We start from the raw sequence: 15919 nt of genomic DNA, 5'->3' as shown, positions 1-15919 counted from the left end.
TTACGTGACTCAGTAGCCGGGGCCTTCATCGAAGTATGACGGGACGCTGTCATCGGTACGAGGCGAGGATGAGGCCGAGTGCATCCCGGAGCCGGAAATCGTGGCGTATTCGTTGGACTTCTCGATCGTCTTCCGCAGGTACTCGGGCAAGGCCTCGAACACCGCCTTATCCATTCTCCTCTGCTCCAGGTACATCCAGAAAATCAACGGCTCGTGAACGTGGGTTGGAGCAGGCATCCCCTTGGGCAGCGGCATCACGGTGTCAACATTCGCGTAGGTTTTGTCGTCGTTCACGGAGTGACGAACGTTTATCATCGCCGGGCGGCCGAGCAGTTTGGTGAAGTCGATGCCTTCGCTCAGCGGGTCACCGCCGACCCATCCGCGCACCATTTTCGGTAGCTGTGATTTCTCGGTCATCGTCACGCTGTAGCGGTTACTGACCAACAGTGGTTTGCCGTTCTCGGCCAGCTCATCGGGCACTTCCCAGGCAAAATCCACCTGGCGGCGGATGTTCCCGAAATTGTTCTGGTGGCTGCCGAGGTCAATGATGCGAACCAGCACTGCGATGTGTGGGCCTTCTGTAACTAGCTTAAATTCACGTTTCTCCTGTGGGGCGATATAGGTCATAACTCATGTTCCTTCTGTTGAGACAATTCGATTAAAAAACTCTCGGTACTCTGAACGGTTTTTGCAATAGCATCCCCGAAATCGAATTCGAGGACGGGGTACTGTTTCAGGCGTGCTATGTCATGGGCGTGCTCCTTCAAAATCATGTCGAGTTGAACCAGACTCCGCGCCCCTATGATCGCATCGTTAACCATCGTGTACACACGCTTGCGTTCGCGGGCTGATGGAAAGGGCGGAAGAATCTGCATTACGGCCGCGAATCGAAGCGGCGTTGCTCGTTGGCTCGCCGGATGATCCGCAGTACCTCACGAGCGTGGCTCATCGTCTGTTCGGCTTCCTCCTCGGTGATGACACCGCTCAGGACGTGCGGGTCCATCAGCGTCAGGGCCTCCAGGTTGGTGGTCGCCGTGAAGTGCAGTTGCTCCGCGTACACCATCGGATCGACGTTTCCCACGCGCTCTGCCGTGTCGAGGAAGACTTTGTCGGCGTGTGGAATTGGACCTTTGTTTTCAGTAACTAGTTTCATGGTGCTTCTCCTGTTGTAAACATTGCTCTATTGACGCCTTTTGGTTGCCTCCTTGGCATCGCTTCACATCGGCGATTGTCAGCCCAATGATCAGGGCAACAAGGATGAATATCAACATTGGTAGACTCAACTCTGGCATAGCTACTATCCTTCGCATTGTTCGAGTTGGTAGCCTTTGGTCTTGGCTTCAACGCAAACCATTTTTAGTTGTTGATAGCCATTCTTGAAGCCATCCAAGTAAGCCCCAAGGCTCAGGCCGAGTACACTGAGCAAAAGTGCTCCGATGAAGAACGAGACGATCAGCGCCATCTTCATTGCTTACCACCCTTCTTCGGCGCGATACGATCCCAGCAGTCCGGGCCGTACTTCTCCGCACATTCTGCGATGTCTGCGAGCCAACCGTATTCTGCTTCACGGGCGGAGCGACTGACTTCCACCGCCACTTCGTTCTTCTCGATGCCCTGTGAGCGGTTGTGTTCGTCCAGTACGTTCTGCGTGAACTCGGTGAGCGACATCTCCGACTTCTGCTGAGGAATCACCCCGTACCGCTCTTCCGCCTTGATTTGCAGGGCAAACGCCGACACCAGGGTGATGCAGAGTGTTACTGCGAAGGAGAATCCCCACAGGTCCATTCCCTGAGCTTTCGAGGAGGTTTTGCGGCGACGTGTCTCGACCCGCACCAGCTTCCCGCCGATGCGTTTCCATTCCACGATGGTTTGCTGCTTACTCATGAACGCCTCGCTTCGATTTGCCGCCCTTACGTCCCAGCAGGCTTGCGGCAGCACTCCTCTGTTCCAGTGTGGCGTCCGGGTTTCTCAGTACGCTGGCAGCGTCGGAAAGGGCCTGATCGACCTTCTTCTGTTCGCCTTCCAGGCTGGTACCGTTAATGTCTCTCATCATGGTTTTGCTCCGTGTTGATGTGAAATGAGTTGTTGACTTGTTCCTTGCTCTTGTGGGAAGCTATCACGGTTAGAAATATCAATCAAGCGTTATTTACATCAATGTGAAGTGAATTATGGGATACCTAGAGACTTCAAAGACTTACACGCTCACGGACGCGGCCCGAATGATCGGCATGGACCGTGGCAACCTCAGCTACTACGTCCGAAAGGGAAAGAACCCGCCGCCATTCGAGCAGATCGGCGAGCGCTATTATTTCGACATCGACAAGCTCAGGGAGTGGTACAGGACCACAAGGCACTGCCGGAGGAACCAGTCATGATCGATATCGCGCGCAAGATCGACGAAGCCGCCAAGAAGCTCGCCACCGGTCCCACCGTCACCTCAAAGGACACTGACCGAGCGTTCCGGGTGGTGTTCGCGGAAGAGATGGAAAAGATGTGGGATGCGATCCGCAAGCTTCAAGAGCGTCAGCATCAGCAGCAAACGAGAGGCTGGGACGAGTGAAGCGACGCGGAGCCACTCCCGAATCGAAAGTGCTCAGTGTGGTCGTCGCGTGGTGCCATCACAACCGAGTGTTCGTGTGGCGGAACAACACAGGGGGTTTCAAGCACCCGGTCACCGGCAAGTACATCCGCTTTGGCTTTCCAGGCTCACCAGATCTTCTCGGGATGACTCGTTCCGGCCGGTTCCTCGGCATCGAGTGTAAACGTGAGGGCGGACGCCTTGAGGATTCACAGAAACGCTTCAAAGAGCAGTGCGAGGCCAGTGGAGGCATTTACCTGGTGATTCGGTCCATCGACGATCTGGAAGCGCATCGCGAGGCGATTCTTCGTGGCTAGAAAACCCGCCTCAAATCACCCCTGGCACAGGCAAAAAGGGGCCGCACAGCTCATGAAGCCGATCCGGGAGTATCGAGATCCCGATGGTACGCTTGTCCGCGTTTATCCGCCATTTACCTGCGTTGTTGCCGATGAGCGGTATTTTGAAGAGTGGCTGGACGGAGAGGATTAGCCCGCGATAAACGGCCCCACCCTTCCGCATAAATAGCGCATCAAGAAAACGCTTCCCATTCACGCTGAATCGTGCTAACGGTTGCTGAAGGTCAGGGATAGCGTGGCCGCGCGAAAAGCTACTCCCCGAAGTAGTTTCCCTGATCATAACAGATTCGGGCGACCTTTCGGGAGGTTTATGACCAGCATCCACACCATTCCTCTACATCTCGGCGATTTCCTCTCCGACACGGTGCATCTCTCACCAGCCGAGCTTGGCGCATATTTCCGACTTATTGCCTTCCACTACCGCTTAGGTCCAGACGGACTTCCAGACGACGAGACACAGCTCCGCCGCGTCACCGGCATGGACAACAAAAGCTGGCGCTCATCGCGTGAACTGATCCTCGGATTCTTCGAGAAGAGTGGTGACAGAAGGTGGGTACATGCGAGGGTACAGAAGACCCTATTTGGAATTGCACAGAAGACGGGACAGAATCGCGATAAGGCATTGAAAAGGTGGAATTCACCAAATGCCGCAGCATCAGATCAGCAATGCCACGGCAATGCCATCCATAAGCCATAAGCCAAAATCCAGGAGAGAAGGTAAACCTTCTCTACCCCCTACCCCCCAGTTACCCGATTTCGTCAACCCGACAATCTGGGCGGCGTTCAAGGAAATGCGACGTGTCATGAAGAAGACCATGACGCAGGAAGCGGAGCGGTTAGTGCTGCGGGAATTGGAGCGCCTTAAGGATCTGGGCCATGATCCGACCGCCGTTCTTGAGCAATCCATCCGAAAAAACTGGCAAGACGTATACCCCCTCAAAGGAGACACACATGATAACCCTCGCAGATTCACTGACAGCAACACTTCAAACGCCCCATTCTCTGGGGCAAGTAGCCACCAAGCCAAACCCACATGGCGCTCCGAAGGTGAGCGACTCGCCGCCAAATACCGAGCGGAGGCGGAGCGCGAGCGACAAGGAACGCCTTAGCATTGCCCTTTCTCAGGTCTGTGCCCTTCAGAAGCAATATGGAAAAACACAAGCCGAACTGGAAACGCTCGTGGAAGGGTTCTGCTGGGCGCTGGAGGATTACCCGATGGACCGAATTCTTGGAGCCCTCGCTCAGTACGTCCGCACAAAGTCCGACATCCCGGCTCCAGCCGACCTTGTCGCCATCATCGACCCTCCACGCGAGCCGCTTTCTGCCGCTGTTTACGTCGGGCTCAAGCAGCGGATCACTGAGGGCTATTACCCCCTCTCTGAAGAGCGGGCTTTCATGCGTGCCTTTGAAGCCCAAGAAATCGACAAGGCCAAAGGAACGACGGAGTACCAGCAGGCATGGGAGAAGCACCCTCGGAAGGGGGCGCTCATGATTGGAAGCGAGGAATGGCGAGCGAAGAAAGAGGCCGAGGATCAAACCACTCTTGCAGAAATCGAACGGTGGCGCGAAGCGATCGCCGATCCGACCCCTCAACCCGTTCAGCATTCAAAAGAGGAGCGGGTGCGTCTCACGGCAGAGGAGATGCGACGCACGGGGGCGAGCGAAACCGATGTGCAAGAATTTCTGACTTCGATCACTGCGGGCAAGGAGGCCACATGACAAACATAAGTAACGAACTCAGAGAATTGCTGGAGGTGAATGCCCCGGAACTGCTAGCGGAGCGAGAAAACGAGGATGCTGAGGCGATGCGACAAGCATGGTTCCGCGTCATCGAGGGACATCTGCAGCGGCAGGCGAAGCGTGAAAACGCGCCCGATGTATTACACGCGACTGATGAAAACCCCAACAGAATCAATGGGGAAGTATGGCAGGACGGTGATCGTGTATTGCACGAAAGCGTTCCCGACCATTCCGAGCAACAGCTCGACATGGTGGAGCGGGTGGCGATGGGTTCAGAACAGGTTCAATTGGGTTCAAAATTGAACCTATCGGAGGAGCTGGAGACGGCGCTCAAGCATCTCGTCGCGCTCAAAGATCACAAGGAAGCAGCTGGCGGCAAGACGCTCTACTACGAACGCGAACAGCCCCTGGCATGGGAACAGGCACGGCGAGTGCTCGTCGCTGTCGAAGAACGGCGGAGTATGAGTTCAGAACAGGTTCAGAATAGGGACACATTGAACCTATCGGAGGCAGCCCGACTCACACCAACAGACGCGATGCCACTCGCAGCTTCGGCACCGTTCGAGGAGCCGGATGAGGGTACGATGGACTGGAAGGAACTTGCCTACGAAATGGCAGACCAGCTCGGAATGGCATTGCTGAGGCTGAGGCACACCTCAGAGTGGACGGGCACTCTTCGCAACCACGAAACTGGCTTGTCCTACACGTGGGAGGAGTCCTTCGCTCGCTCCATCGAGAAGCTACCGGGCCTTTCTGTTGACAGGCGTTACTTGGAAGCGAAATCACTTCCAGCGAAAGACCGACGTGCAGAGTACCGACGACTCGACGCGGAAATAGCCACCCGAGACCTCAAGGAAATCGCAGACATCAGGAGGAAGCCATGATCTGTCACATCTGCGAAGGCAGCGGATGCCTCCTGTTCATCAAAGTCTGGGAGTGGTGGCCGTGCCCCTGCTGCGGAGGTGCCGGCGTCAGTGTTCAGTACGGACCTGCGCTGATCGGGCCGGGAACACGGAAAAGGAGGAGGAAGCCATGAATGAAAAACATCAGGGTGCTATCGCCAGGTGGAAGGAAATCATTGTCGCTTGCGATGCCGACACGTCGGAAGAGGAACGCCGGTACATGGACTGGGTCATGAAAAATGCAGTGGTCGAATGGGCTGACGGCGAGATCGTGGAGCATATCGTCGAGGTTGCACCATGACCCAAGATGAACAGATTCAGGACCGATTGCAACGCATCGTTAACGCTCTCATGTCCCGCGAAGCCAAAATAGACGGTCTGAGAGCGGCATCCGATTTGGCCCGCATTCTGGGCTATCGGCTCGAACCATCCCTAACCAGCAAAGAGGCGTTATGAAAAACATTTATCAGCTTTTAGCACTTGTGACGATTTGGGCATCGTCAACCGTCGGGGCTATCGCGACCGGCACGCCGCAAGTTTACATTGTCTCGGGGCTCGCCAGTGCGGCGTTGTTCCTTCTGATCGGCGCGACGAGCTAGCGTGAACGTCGCTGTGAAACACATCCACCTCGAACCGCAACCGGACGGTAGCTTCATCGACTGGGGCAGACACTGGCGTCGCCGTGGAATCCCTGGAGACGGACCGGCGCTGTGGTACACTGGCGAGGCTGCGGAAGTGCTGCGACTCGAACTCAGGCACACTCAGAGGAGCTGGCAATGACCGTGACCATCGTCGACGACTGTGACACGATTCGTCAGATTTGCAATGTGGTCGCCCGGAGAATGGATTTTCGGACCGAGTGCTTCGTGGATGGACAAGAGTTCCTCGACAATTACACCCCAAAGGCTGGTGTCGTGCTGCTGGGCATCACCATGCCCCGCAAGAACGGTATCGAGGTGCTTATCGAGTTGAGGGAGCTGGGGTGGAATCTGAACGTGGTCGCAATGAGTGCGGGCTACGGCAAAAAGGATACCCCGTATTTCCTCGATCTGGGTGCAAAAAGTTTCTTGCCAAAGCCGTTCAGACCTGCAGAAGTGGCAACAGAGATTAACCGGGCGTTGGGGAGGGCTGTGTGAGGGTCGAGGAAGAGAAGGGATACGTTTTGCTGGAGGAGTATCTCTCCGGGAGAATCACGCTGGAAGAGTTCGAGCGGGGAACAGCCTGCATGCCGTTGGGCGCGGCTATGAGTACGCGCTTCATGGCAGTGATGCGATTGCTGGAACGTATCGAGAAGGGCAAGAACCCATGACCCGGTTCGAGGAGCGAATTGAACCGACTAAGGAGCGGTTGGATAAAGGCGATATCGAGATCATTGAAACGGATCGCGGCGGGCGGGAGGTTCGGTCCCGGCGGACGTTCTGGCCCCTCAACCGCTACTTCGGCATGAAGCAGATCACCCGGGATCAGAAGTGGTCCGGGGAGCGATTCTCGCAACTCTTCGCCATCGGCGGCGAGCGATCACGATATTCGCAGTGGAAGTACGGGGTAACGCCTGGTGAGTTCGATCCCGATGGCGTTCAGAAGGCCCGTGATGAGTTCAATGCAGCCCGAGCGGCGATCCGTGGCGTGAAGGAGCAGCGAATCGCGTTCGAGGTGTGCTGCCTGGGTGAGCGTGCGGGACGCGGGAACCTCGTTTACTTGTGCGCGGCTCTCGACGATCTGTGCACGCATTTCAAAGGTCAAGACGACGCGCGCCGAACGGGTGCGGATCGTGCTGTACAATTCGGGGCGGGGGAAGAGGCGGATTGGAACCAGTCGTAAGCGATCAGGAAGCGGATTATGAGCCCTGAGTCCCAATCGAGCCCGCCTATCGGCATCTTACGGTGTGCCAAATGCGGAAGAGTCGTGGAGTGCTCGATCGAGGAACTGCACCAGCACATCCGGAACGGGTGGCCCAAATGCTGCACCGAGGTGCAGACGCACGTGTCCGGCACGGATAAACCGCCCGCCGTCCCCAAAGCCGAACAAACTTGATTCTCACGACCGACGGCGACTCGGCCCTCTGTCGAATGAGTCGCCTCGCCCACGCTCTCGGATCTCATCCGGTCCGCCTACTCAGCCAACAGATCGACCAGTTGCTTGAGGCTCTTCATGCCGCCGACCTCGTCGGCCAGGCCTTTGACCCGGATGATGATCTCCACCGGGTTCGTTAGCCCCGAGTTGCGCATCCCCTGGGCGACGGCGTCGCGCTTGGCCTGGCGCTTCTTCTGGTTGGCCTTACTCTTGACGAAGTAGATCAGCGACGGGGCCACCTTGATCCCCCGCTCGGCCAGGGCCGTGATGATCTCCTTCGACCCCGCCTTCGGGTTCTTGGCCAATTCATCCCGAACGGCATCCGACTTGTTGACGGGCGTGCCGCTGGGGGACGGGCCGGTGGGCTTTGGCATGAAGTGCTCCGATCGGGCGAGCAGATTTGGAGTGTGACTAAGGATTAGAGGTACGAACTAAGGTCTTAGTTGGCCAACAATGCCCCGGCCCCGCCGGTCCGCGCCGTTTTTCCATAGGATGACCGTGCTCCCAGTATTCGGCTCGCGCCGATGCGCCGGGAGCGTCCACAGGGGTCGATTAATGGCGAAGAAGAAGGCGGCGGCTAAGGGGCAGCAGATCCACGAGACCAGCCCGTCGGGGGTGGAAGAGGCCCACGCGCTGGCCGCCGGGGCGGCGTTCGTCTGGCACTCCGGCCGGTTGATCGGGCTCGGGAGCTACGCCGAGGGCGGGCGAGGGGTGACGATCACGTGGGACGAGGGCGGGACCACGTCGCACGTCGGCGACATCAGCGACGCCGAGTGGGAGGTGTTCACGCTGGCGTTCACGGTCGGCGGCCGGGTGGCCGTGCTGAGCGACCTGCCCGAGTGGGATTGGATGTACGACTACCGATACCTCGAGGCATTGCGGTAACCGGTTCCCGGTCCGTCTCTCCTCGCGGATCGTCCTTGCCGGTCCACAATGATCCCGCCTGCGCGGGTGAGCGTGGCCGACGCGACGCGGCCGGGGCAGCAACTCCGGCCAAGCGTTTTCCGCGACACCCCGTCCACTCACACCCCCGACGCGCCTCCGCTCCACACTTCGCGCGGGTCACCTCGGCTACTTCGACACTGAGTAAGCAGCGGCAAAAGCATACCGACTGCGCCGGATAGAGCTCAACGCGGGTTGAGATACTCGGGCGTGAGCAGTCCGTGGCCGGACGCGAGATGCCCGCGGCACGTGAGGCGTGGAGCGTGGGTGTCATTCTTTTATCAGCTGGTCCTCTAACAACGAAACAAATGCTCACAATTGCCACGGGCGATCAACGAACGCACCCGTTACAACCTCAACCCAGAACTGCATTTAGCCTTCCGATTTTTCTTGCGCGATTCACCGTGAAGTGGCACAATTCGGCAGAATCGAATTTTTGCCACAGAAACACACCGCCGCCTCCGGGCGGCTTTTTTATTGCCCCGATGGCCACAGAACTGACCCCCAAACAACAGCGATTCGTCGAGGAATACTTAATCGATCTGAACGCCACCCAGGCCGCGATCCGCGCCGGGTACAGCGAAGATACGGCCGGATCAATGGGCCACGAGAACCTCAAGAAACCTGAAATTCAAGCCGCTCTCAAAGAGGCAATGGACGCTCGCTCGCAGCGCACCCAGATCACCGCCGACATGGTGATGGCCGAACTGGGCCGCCTCGGCTTCTCGAACATCCGCCATTACATGAGTTGGAACGATAGTGCCGTTCAACTCGTGCCGTCCGAAGAGCTGAACGACGACGCCACCCGGTGCATTGCCGAGGTCTCCCAGACGGTCACGGCCGAGGGCGGGACGGTCAAATTGAAACTGCACGACAAAGTGTCCGCGCTGGAGAAGATCGCACGGCACCTCGGCATGTTTAACGACAAGGTAAAACTGGAGGGCGGCATTACGCTCGCGGGCTCGGTCAACGTGTACCTGCCGGATAATGGCCGAGACAAGCGGGATTAAACCGCAACCGGGGCCGCAGGAAGTCTTCCTCGCGTCGCCGGCGGACCTCGCCATTTACGGCGGTGCAGCCGGTGGGGGCAAATCGTTCGCCCTGCTGCTCGAAGCCACTCGGCACATCAACAACCCGAAGTTCGGCGCGGTCATCTTCCGCCGGAACTCGACCGACATCCTCAAGGAAGGCGCACTCTGGGACGAGAGCCAGCCGCTGTATGGGGCCGTTGGTGGCGTTCCCCGCGAGGGCAAGCTCGACTGGTCGTTCCCGTCCGGGGCCGCGATCAGCTTCAGCCACCTCGAACACGAAAACACAGTTTACGCGTGGCAGGGGTCGCAGATCCCGCTCATCGCGTTCGACGAGCTGACGCACTTCACCAAGAAGCAGTTCTGGTACATGTTCAGCCGCAACCGCTCGACGTGCGGCATCCGCCCCTACGTCCGGGCGAGCTGCAACCCCGACCCCGATTCGTTCGTGGCCGGGCTCGTCGCCTGGTACATCGACCCGGAAACTGGGTACGCGCTTCCCGAGCGGAGCGGCGTCATCCGGTACTTCGTCCGCCAGGGCGAGGACATCATCTGGGCGGACCACCCACAGGAACTGCTCGACCGGTACACCGACTTGACCCGGCACGACGTGAAATCGTTCACGTTCGTCGCGTCCAGCGTGTTCGACAACCAGATCCTGCTCGACAAAGACCCCGGGTACCTCGGGAACTTGAAGGCCCAGGACGTCGTTAACAAGGAGCGCCTGCTCCGCGGGAACTGGAAGATCCGCCCCGCAGCCGGGCTCCTATTCAATCGCAGCAATTTCCCCCTCGTGGACGCCGCACCGGCCGAAGCACGAAGGGTGCGGAGCTGGGATCTCGCGGCAACCACGACCGAAGAGGGCGTCGATCCCGACTGGACCGTCGGGCTGAGGCTGTCACGGGACGCGCACGGGACGTTCTACGTCGAGCACGTGGAGCGATTCCGGGGCGACCCGAACACGGTCGAGAGCAAGATCATGAACATCGCCGCGAATGACGGCCGGGGCGTTCACATTCACCTCCCACAAGACCCCGGCCAGGCTGGGAAATCGCAGGCGAAATATCTCATCAACAAATTGGCCGGGTACAACGTGACAGCGGAACGAGAAACAGGTGACAAGGTGACGCGCGCGTCACCGGCATCGGCACAGGCGGGTGCGGGTAACATCCGCGTGGTCCGGGGTGCGTGGAACGAAGCGTTCTTCACGGAACTGGAGAGCTTCCCCAGCCCGAATACGCACGACGACCAGGTTGACGGCCTGTCCGGTGCGTTCAACGCGCTGATCGGTCCCAACGCCCAACCGAACATCCGGTCCCTGTGATCTGGCCCTTCAGCCGAAAGGCCGCCCCCACACCGCCGGAGAAGAAAAACTACGGCACGGTGCTCACCGTCGCACGAATGACCGCCCCGCCGTCGTACAGCTACGACCGCATGGCGTCGGAGGGCTACGGGCAGAACCCGGTGGTGCGCCGGTGCGTTGACATGATTTCCACGAGCGTCGCCAGCATCGAGCTGGTGTTGTTCCGGCAAAAAGACGGCGAACTGGAGCGCGTCGAGCGGTTCGAGGAACCCGATACCTCTCCGGCGATGCAGCTGCTCACACTCATGGACCGCCCGAACCCGCTGCAATCGGGCAAGGAGTTCCTGCGGCACCTGACCAGTTACTACTGCCTGTCGGGAAACGCCTTTGTACTCGGCAATTTCGGGCTCAACGGCCGCCAGAAGATACCCCTCGGGCTCGACCTGCTGCTGCCCAAATGCGTGCAGGTGATGGCACCGGACAGTGGCATCATGCCCAGAGCGTACCGTTACCGTACCGGGGCCAATGATTTCATCGAGTACCCGGTGGATCAGCTCACGGGCCGCAGCTCTGTGCTTCACCTCAAAACGTTCAACCCGCTCTCCCCGTGGTACGGCCTCGCCTCGCTCGAAGCGGCGGCCTTGGCCGTGGACCAGCACAACGCCGGGAGCCAGTGGAACTACTCGCTGCTGAAAAACGGTGCGAAACCGGACGGCGCGCTGGTGGTGAAGAACCAGGACGGCGGGCAGGGTTCGCTCACCGACGAGCAGTACAACCGCCTCAAGGCGATGATCGACCAGCAGTTCTCCGGCTCGTCCAACGCCGGCCGCCCGCTCCTCCTCGAAGGGGGCCTGGAGTGGCAGGAAATGTCAATGAACCCGAAGGACGCGGATTTCCTCAACGGGAAGCACGCGGCGGCCTCGGACATCGCAATGGCGTTCGGGGTTCCCCCGCAGCTGATCGGCATCCCCGGGAGCCTCACTTACGCGAACATGGAACAGGCGAACCAGGCGTTTTGGAACGGCACGGTGCTCACCACACTCGGCGTCGAACTGGAGGCGTTGAATCGCTGGCTGGTGCCGCTGTACGGCGATGACCTGTTCCTGTGGTACGACCCGGACACGATTGATGCACTCGAGCCGCTGCGGGCCGCGAAATCCGACCGCCTGAACAAAGCCAGCTTCCTGACCCCGAACGAAAAACGCGAGGGCGCGGGTTACGACAAACTGGATTCCGAGATGGCCGACACGCTCCTGGTTCCGTCCAGCACCGTGCCGCTTGACTTACTCGGTGCGATGGACTTATCGGAGCCCGGCAGTCCGGCCGATCCGAGCCCACAACCCGAGCCCGCTCCTGCACCGGAACCGGCCCCACAACCAGAGCCTGCCGAATGATCACGAGCTTCAGCGAAGAGGACGATAAGGTGATCCGCCTGCACTACACGCCCACACGTCCCATCGCTGGCGCCGATTTGCAGCTCCTCTATCAGGACGAGCTGGTGCGCCTGTACCGCCTCACCGTGTGGATCGGGATGATGGAGTGGATCGAGCACCTGATATTCCCCGGCGAAACCGATGAATCGCCGGACGCAACTTAACGCCTGGCTCGCCGCGATGGCCGTGTTCGAGCGCCGGGCACTGGGCGACGTGGGCCGCGCCCGCAACGCCATGATCCTGTACGCCGCGAGCACTTACCAGCGCCTCGGGTCCGTACCGAGCTTCGTCAAAGAGGCACATCGGAAGCGGCTCGAAGCGGTCATCACGCAACATTACAAACGGGTCATCCCGCACTTCGGCAACATGGCACTTTCACAGATCAAATCCCGCCCGGTCCCGCTGCAAACGAAGCGCCGCCCGTTCGCCGACCTCGCCGCCGAGTGGATCAAGCGTGAGGCATTGCGCAAAGCCACCATGATCGCGGCCACTGACTTCGACGATGTCCGCAACGCCATCCAGGACGGGTTCGACGAAGGAGAAGGCACTGACGCAATCGCCCGCCGCATCCGCAAGGTGACCGCACTGACACCGCACCGTGCCGCGACTGTTGCTCGCACGGAAACGCATGCAGCGGCCACGTTCGGCAGTGTCGAATCGGTACGCGAAGCCTCGCAAGAGCTGGGCGTGACGATGAAAAAAGAGTGGCTCGCCACGCGCGACGACCGCACCCGGCCCGATCACGCTGCCGCCGATGGTCAGCAGGTCGGCTTAGATGAGAAGTTCACCGTCGGCGGCGTGATGATGGACCGCCCAGGCGACCCGTCCGCACCTATCGAATCGATTGCAAATTGCCGCTGCGCAATGACCTTTGAAGAGGTCTGATGAAGTTCGACGTAATCTTTCACATGCACTACTGGCGTTGGACGCCGAAGTTCTGGAGATATCGGAATCTAACATGTTTCCGCTGGTCCCTCCAGTGGGGGCCAATGCTGTTCACGCGCTTCGCTTGAGTCAGTCGCTCAACTGAATACACCCCACCCCGCCACGCGCGGGGTTTTCTTTTACCGCAACCGAGGAACGACATGGAACGCAAACACATCGAGCTGACCGAATTCGAGGTCAAGTTCGCCGACACCGGCGTCGCCACCATTGAGGGCTACGCCTCCACGTTCGGGAACGTCGACAGTCAGAACGACATCGTGATGCCCGGCGCGTTCAAGGACTCGCTCGCCCAGCGCATGCCCAAGATGCTGTACCAGCACGACCCGCACCGTATCCCCGGCGTGTGGGAGAGCGGGGCCGAGGACAGCAAGGGGCTGATCCTGGTGGGCAAGACGCTCAACACCACCCTGGGGCGCGACGCCGCCGAGGAACTCCGCAGTGGGGCCATCGACCGCCTCAGCATCGGGTACTCCCCCACCAAGTCCGCTTTCGACAAGGCCAAGGGCACCCGCCGCCTGGAACAGGTGAAGCTGTGGGAGGCTTCGCTCGTGACGTTCCCGGCCAACGAGCGGGCCGTCATCACGGGGGTGAAAGGCGCGCACGAGAACGAGCGCGAGTTTGAAGAATTCCTGCGAGAGGCAGGATACAGCCGCGACGCCGCGAAGATCATCGTGGCCAAGGGGTTCAAGGCACTGTCCGGTCAGCGAGAGGCTGGGGGCGAGGAGGCCGTACTGACACACATTCTCAACCAATTCAAGATATAGGTAGCACCATGTCACTAGAAGAAATGAAACCCGCACTCGAAAACGCCCTCAAAGCGTTCAACGAGTACAAGGGGGTCGTGGAAACGATCCAGACCAAGACCAACACGCTCGAGGGCAAGCTCGACGCGCTCGACCTGGCCAAGTTCGACAAGATCGAGAAGGCCATCGGCGACGCCGTGGAACTGAACCAGAAGACGGAAGCCCGCGCGAAGGCCCTGGAGGACAACCAGAAGGCCCTGGAAGCCGCACTCAACCGCGGCCCGCTCGGCTCCGTCACCGACGAGAAGGCGACCCGCATCAAGTTCAAGAAGGCGATCAACGCGTTCGCCCGCAAGGACACCGGCCAGAGCGGCAAGAGCCAGCTCTACTTCGACGATTTCGTGAAGGAAGAATACCCGAACGACGTCGAACTGAAGGCCCTGTCCGTCGGCACCGACCCCAACGGCGGGTACCTGGTGACCCCGGAAATGGGCGGCATCATCAGCACCAAGGTGTACGAATCGTCCCCGATGCGTGCCCTGGCCTCGGTCCAGCAGATCGGCTCCCTGGCTTACGAGTACATCATCGACAACGACGAGGCCGGGTCCGGCTGGGCCGGCGAAACGTCGTCTCGCCCCACCACCAACACGCCGACGCTGGGCAAGATCACCATCACCGCGCACGAACTGTACGCCAATCCCAAGGCGACCCAGACCGTGCTCGATGACGCGAGCATCGACATGGAAGCGTGGCTCGCCGGGAAGGTGGCCGAGAAGTTCGCCCGCGACGAGGCCACGGCGTTCGTCACCGGCAACGGGATCGCCAAGCCGCGCGGCATCATGAGCTACACCTCCGGCACCGACATCACCGCCGAGCAGGTGGAGCAGGTGAACTCGGGTTCGGCCAGCACGTTCACGTATGCCGGACTGGTGGACCTCCAGAACGCGCTTAAGGAGCCGTACCAGGGGAACGCCCGGTTCCTGATCCGCCGCGCGTCCAACGCCTTCCTGCTGAAGCTCGTCGACGGCGAGGGCCGCCCGATCTTCAACATGTCCTACGACAAGAACGCAGGTCTCGAGCCCACCATCATGGGCAAGCCCGTGAGCTTCGCGGCGGACGTGGCGGCAGTGGCCTCCAATGCGCTGGCGATGGCATACGGGGACTTCCGCGCGGCGTACCTGATCGTGGACCGCATCGGGCTGCGCGTTCTGCGCGACCCGTACACCGACAAACCGTATGTGAGCTTCTACACCACGAAGCGCGTCGGCGGGGCGGTCATCAACTTCGAGGCCCTGAAGATCCAGAAGATCAGCAGCTAAGCATCGTAACCGGGGCGGGAGCGATCCCGTCCCTTTTCGCATTCCACTGAAAGGATTCATCCCATGAGAGACTTTACCAACCGCATCCAGGTGAAGCGGGTCATCAGCCCGGTCACCCAGACCAACAGCGACACCGCACTGGTGGGCCAGATCATCGACCGCCAGGGCTTCGAGTCCGTCACGTTCGTGATCGCCACCGGCGGCCTGACCGACGCCGACGCCACGTTTACCGTGCTGCTCGAAGAGGGCGACAATTCGGCCCTGAGCGACAACACGGCCGTCGCCGACGCCGACATGATCTCCCAGAGCACCAGTGCGCCCGAAACCGCCGCCAGCTTCACGTTCACTCACGACGATCAGGTGCGGAAGCTCGGGTACATCGGCACCAAGCGGTACCTGCGCCTGACCATCACCCCGAGCGGGAACAACTCCGGCGCGGCCCCGCTGTGCGCGATGGCCCTGCTCGCCAACGCCACCATGCAGCCGGTCGTTCAGGCAACCGCTTAACTCACGTCGGGAGGGTTTCGGCCCTCCCACTCTTTCCCAAAGGAGGGGAC

Annotated in this window: 27 protein-coding genes; 21 read left to right on the top strand and 6 right to left on the bottom strand. The window is 59.9% G+C overall.

The window, feature by feature from the left end:
- Positions 1-9: 9 nt before the first annotated feature.
- The 5 genes from J8F10_RS24260 to J8F10_RS24240 all read right to left on the bottom strand — a co-directional run bounded on the left by J8F10_RS24260 (position 10) and on the right by J8F10_RS24240 (position 2053).
- Positions 10-627, bottom strand: coding sequence for a phage replication initiation protein, NGO0469 family (locus tag J8F10_RS24260; protein WP_210658300.1), 618 nt, complete (start codon positions 625-627; stop codon positions 10-12).
- Positions 628-874: 247 nt separating this feature from the next.
- Complete coding sequence (locus J8F10_RS24255) at positions 875-1153, bottom strand: hypothetical protein (protein WP_210658298.1); 279 nt, start codon at positions 1151-1153, stop codon at positions 875-877.
- Positions 1154-1297: 144 nt separating this feature from the next.
- The gene (locus J8F10_RS24250) at positions 1298-1468 is read right to left on the bottom strand and encodes a hypothetical protein (RefSeq protein WP_210658295.1); all 171 of its coding nucleotides are present in this window, start codon (positions 1466-1468) and stop codon (positions 1298-1300) included.
- Positions 1465-1884 (bottom strand): hypothetical protein, encoded by a 420-nt coding sequence (locus tag J8F10_RS24245; RefSeq protein WP_210658293.1) that lies wholly within the window; start codon positions 1882-1884, stop codon positions 1465-1467. The genes J8F10_RS24250 and J8F10_RS24245 overlap by 4 nt, the downstream gene beginning before the upstream one ends.
- Entirely contained in the window at positions 1877-2053 is a 177-nt protein-coding gene (locus tag J8F10_RS24240; RefSeq protein ID WP_210658291.1) for a hypothetical protein, read from the bottom strand. Before J8F10_RS24240 ends, J8F10_RS24245 begins: the two co-directional genes overlap by 8 nt.
- A gap of 115 nt (positions 2054-2168) precedes the next feature.
- Between J8F10_RS24240 and J8F10_RS24235 the strand changes: the two genes are divergently transcribed.
- From J8F10_RS24235 to J8F10_RS39985, 12 genes are all read left to right on the top strand, one after another.
- Positions 2169-2375, top strand: a complete 207-nt coding sequence (locus J8F10_RS24235) for a MerR family transcriptional regulator (protein WP_210658289.1) — start codon at positions 2169-2171, stop codon at positions 2373-2375.
- On the top strand, positions 2372-2560 hold the full coding sequence (locus tag J8F10_RS24230) for a hypothetical protein (RefSeq protein ID WP_210658287.1): 189 nt from the start codon (positions 2372-2374) through the stop codon (positions 2558-2560). The genes J8F10_RS24235 and J8F10_RS24230 overlap by 4 nt, the downstream gene beginning before the upstream one ends.
- Before the next feature lie 29 nt (positions 2561-2589).
- A complete protein-coding gene (locus J8F10_RS24225; RefSeq protein WP_210658285.1) occupies positions 2590-2895 on the top strand; it encodes a VRR-NUC domain-containing protein in 306 nt (101 codons plus the stop codon).
- Between the two features lie 349 nt (positions 2896-3244).
- Positions 3245-3631 (top strand): YdaU family protein, encoded by a 387-nt coding sequence (locus J8F10_RS24220; RefSeq protein ID WP_210658283.1) that lies wholly within the window; start codon positions 3245-3247, stop codon positions 3629-3631.
- 254 nt (positions 3632-3885) lie between these two features.
- A complete protein-coding gene (locus J8F10_RS24215) occupies positions 3886-4653 on the top strand; it encodes a hypothetical protein (RefSeq protein WP_210658281.1) in 768 nt (255 codons plus the stop codon).
- Positions 4650-5558 (top strand): hypothetical protein, encoded by a 909-nt coding sequence (locus J8F10_RS24210; protein WP_210658279.1) that lies wholly within the window; start codon positions 4650-4652, stop codon positions 5556-5558. The genes J8F10_RS24215 and J8F10_RS24210 overlap by 4 nt, the downstream gene beginning before the upstream one ends.
- 148 nt (positions 5559-5706) lie before the next feature.
- Positions 5707-5877, top strand: coding sequence for a hypothetical protein (locus J8F10_RS24205; protein ID WP_210658276.1), 171 nt, complete (start codon positions 5707-5709; stop codon positions 5875-5877).
- On the top strand, positions 5874-6032 hold the full coding sequence (locus J8F10_RS24200; RefSeq protein ID WP_210658274.1) for a hypothetical protein: 159 nt from the start codon (positions 5874-5876) through the stop codon (positions 6030-6032). Before J8F10_RS24205 ends, J8F10_RS24200 begins: the two co-directional genes overlap by 4 nt.
- A 320-nt stretch (positions 6033-6352) precedes the next feature.
- Complete coding sequence (locus J8F10_RS24195) at positions 6353-6712, top strand: response regulator (protein WP_210658273.1); 360 nt, start codon at positions 6353-6355, stop codon at positions 6710-6712.
- Positions 6709-6885 (top strand): hypothetical protein, encoded by a 177-nt coding sequence (locus J8F10_RS24190; RefSeq protein WP_210658271.1) that lies wholly within the window; start codon positions 6709-6711, stop codon positions 6883-6885. Before J8F10_RS24195 ends, J8F10_RS24190 begins: the two co-directional genes overlap by 4 nt.
- Positions 6882-7397, top strand: coding sequence for a hypothetical protein (locus tag J8F10_RS24185; RefSeq protein WP_210658270.1), 516 nt, complete (start codon positions 6882-6884; stop codon positions 7395-7397). The genes J8F10_RS24190 and J8F10_RS24185 overlap by 4 nt, the downstream gene beginning before the upstream one ends.
- 84 nt (positions 7398-7481) lie before the next feature.
- Positions 7482-7610, top strand: coding sequence for a hypothetical protein (locus tag J8F10_RS39985; RefSeq protein ID WP_261363081.1), 129 nt, complete (start codon positions 7482-7484; stop codon positions 7608-7610).
- 77 nt (positions 7611-7687) lie between these two features.
- On the opposite strand, the gene J8F10_RS24180 is transcribed toward J8F10_RS39985, so the two are convergent.
- Positions 7688-8023, bottom strand: a complete 336-nt coding sequence (locus J8F10_RS24180; RefSeq protein WP_210658268.1) for a hypothetical protein — start codon at positions 8021-8023, stop codon at positions 7688-7690.
- A gap of 181 nt (positions 8024-8204) precedes the next feature.
- Here J8F10_RS24180 and J8F10_RS24175 point away from each other — a divergent pair, with 181 nt between their 5' ends.
- The 9 genes from J8F10_RS24175 to J8F10_RS24135 all read left to right on the top strand — a co-directional run bounded on the left by J8F10_RS24175 (position 8205) and on the right by J8F10_RS24135 (position 15869).
- Entirely contained in the window at positions 8205-8534 is a 330-nt protein-coding gene (locus J8F10_RS24175; RefSeq protein ID WP_210658266.1) for a hypothetical protein, read from the top strand.
- A gap of 278 nt (positions 8535-8812) precedes the next feature.
- Positions 8813-9601 (top strand): terminase small subunit, encoded by a 789-nt coding sequence (locus J8F10_RS24170; protein ID WP_210658264.1) that lies wholly within the window; start codon positions 8813-8815, stop codon positions 9599-9601.
- Complete coding sequence (gene terL, locus J8F10_RS24165) at positions 9579-10943, top strand: phage terminase large subunit (protein WP_210658261.1); 1365 nt, start codon at positions 9579-9581, stop codon at positions 10941-10943. Before J8F10_RS24170 ends, terL begins: the two co-directional genes overlap by 23 nt.
- Positions 10940-12316, top strand: a complete 1377-nt coding sequence (locus J8F10_RS24160; RefSeq protein ID WP_210658259.1) for a phage portal protein — start codon at positions 10940-10942, stop codon at positions 12314-12316. Before terL ends, J8F10_RS24160 begins: the two co-directional genes overlap by 4 nt.
- Positions 12313-12519: a hypothetical protein gene (locus J8F10_RS24155; RefSeq protein ID WP_210658257.1), complete on the top strand. Its 207-nt coding sequence runs from the start codon at positions 12313-12315 to the stop codon at positions 12517-12519. Before J8F10_RS24160 ends, J8F10_RS24155 begins: the two co-directional genes overlap by 4 nt.
- Positions 12497-13240 (top strand): phage minor head protein, encoded by a 744-nt coding sequence (locus tag J8F10_RS24150; protein WP_210658255.1) that lies wholly within the window; start codon positions 12497-12499, stop codon positions 13238-13240. Before J8F10_RS24155 ends, J8F10_RS24150 begins: the two co-directional genes overlap by 23 nt.
- A gap of 200 nt (positions 13241-13440) precedes the next feature.
- A complete protein-coding gene (locus J8F10_RS24145) occupies positions 13441-14064 on the top strand; it encodes an HK97 family phage prohead protease (protein WP_210658253.1) in 624 nt (207 codons plus the stop codon).
- Between the two features lie 8 nt (positions 14065-14072).
- A complete protein-coding gene (locus J8F10_RS24140) occupies positions 14073-15362 on the top strand; it encodes a phage major capsid protein (protein WP_210658251.1) in 1290 nt (429 codons plus the stop codon).
- A gap of 63 nt (positions 15363-15425) precedes the next feature.
- Positions 15426-15869, top strand: coding sequence for a hypothetical protein (locus J8F10_RS24135; RefSeq protein WP_210658249.1), 444 nt, complete (start codon positions 15426-15428; stop codon positions 15867-15869).
- The last annotated feature ends 50 nt before the right edge of the window (positions 15870-15919 follow it).

Source organism: Gemmata palustris, assembly GCF_017939745.1.
Lineage (GTDB): Bacteria > Planctomycetota > Planctomycetia > Gemmatales > Gemmataceae > Gemmata > Gemmata palustris.
This window is presented reverse-complemented; position numbering and strand designations above follow the sequence as displayed.

What these genes read in the sequence shown, in the direction of transcription:
- J8F10_RS24195 (WP_210658273.1), top strand. Translation starts at nt 6,353, where the DNA reads ATGACCGTGACCATCGTCGACGACTGTGACACGATTCGTCAGATTTGC.
- J8F10_RS24210 (WP_210658279.1), top strand. Translation starts at nt 4,650, where the DNA reads ATGACAAACATAAGTAACGAACTCAGAGAATTGCTGGAGGTGAATGCC.
- terL (WP_210658261.1), top strand. Translation starts at nt 9,579, where the DNA reads ATGGCCGAGACAAGCGGGATTAAACCGCAACCGGGGCCGCAGGAAGTC.
- J8F10_RS24180 (WP_210658268.1), bottom strand. Translation starts at nt 8,023, where the DNA reads ATGCCAAAGCCCACCGGCCCGTCCCCCAGCGGCACGCCCGTCAACAAG.
- J8F10_RS24250 (WP_210658295.1), bottom strand. Translation starts at nt 1,468, where the DNA reads ATGAAGATGGCGCTGATCGTCTCGTTCTTCATCGGAGCACTTTTGCTC.
- J8F10_RS24185 (WP_210658270.1), top strand. Translation starts at nt 6,882, where the DNA reads ATGACCCGGTTCGAGGAGCGAATTGAACCGACTAAGGAGCGGTTGGAT.
- J8F10_RS24175 (WP_210658266.1), top strand. Translation starts at nt 8,205, where the DNA reads ATGGCGAAGAAGAAGGCGGCGGCTAAGGGGCAGCAGATCCACGAGACC.
- J8F10_RS24215 (WP_210658281.1), top strand. Translation starts at nt 3,886, where the DNA reads ATGATAACCCTCGCAGATTCACTGACAGCAACACTTCAAACGCCCCAT.
- J8F10_RS24145 (WP_210658253.1), top strand. Translation starts at nt 13,441, where the DNA reads ATGGAACGCAAACACATCGAGCTGACCGAATTCGAGGTCAAGTTCGCC.
- J8F10_RS24220 (WP_210658283.1), top strand. Translation starts at nt 3,245, where the DNA reads ATGACCAGCATCCACACCATTCCTCTACATCTCGGCGATTTCCTCTCC.
- J8F10_RS24240 (WP_210658291.1), bottom strand. Translation starts at nt 2,053, where the DNA reads ATGATGAGAGACATTAACGGTACCAGCCTGGAAGGCGAACAGAAGAAG.
- J8F10_RS24200 (WP_210658274.1), top strand. Translation starts at nt 5,874, where the DNA reads ATGACCCAAGATGAACAGATTCAGGACCGATTGCAACGCATCGTTAAC.
- J8F10_RS24245 (WP_210658293.1), bottom strand. Translation starts at nt 1,884, where the DNA reads ATGAGTAAGCAGCAAACCATCGTGGAATGGAAACGCATCGGCGGGAAG.
- J8F10_RS24255 (WP_210658298.1), bottom strand. Translation starts at nt 1,153, where the DNA reads ATGAAACTAGTTACTGAAAACAAAGGTCCAATTCCACACGCCGACAAA.
- J8F10_RS24230 (WP_210658287.1), top strand. Translation starts at nt 2,372, where the DNA reads ATGATCGATATCGCGCGCAAGATCGACGAAGCCGCCAAGAAGCTCGCC.
- J8F10_RS24235 (WP_210658289.1), top strand. Translation starts at nt 2,169, where the DNA reads ATGGGATACCTAGAGACTTCAAAGACTTACACGCTCACGGACGCGGCC.
- J8F10_RS24260 (WP_210658300.1), bottom strand. Translation starts at nt 627, where the DNA reads ATGACCTATATCGCCCCACAGGAGAAACGTGAATTTAAGCTAGTTACA.
- J8F10_RS24150 (WP_210658255.1), top strand. Translation starts at nt 12,497, where the DNA reads ATGAATCGCCGGACGCAACTTAACGCCTGGCTCGCCGCGATGGCCGTG.
- J8F10_RS24135 (WP_210658249.1), top strand. Translation starts at nt 15,426, where the DNA reads ATGAGAGACTTTACCAACCGCATCCAGGTGAAGCGGGTCATCAGCCCG.
- J8F10_RS24140 (WP_210658251.1), top strand. Translation starts at nt 14,073, where the DNA reads ATGTCACTAGAAGAAATGAAACCCGCACTCGAAAACGCCCTCAAAGCG.
- J8F10_RS24155 (WP_210658257.1), top strand. Translation starts at nt 12,313, where the DNA reads ATGATCACGAGCTTCAGCGAAGAGGACGATAAGGTGATCCGCCTGCAC.
- J8F10_RS24205 (WP_210658276.1), top strand. Translation starts at nt 5,707, where the DNA reads ATGAATGAAAAACATCAGGGTGCTATCGCCAGGTGGAAGGAAATCATT.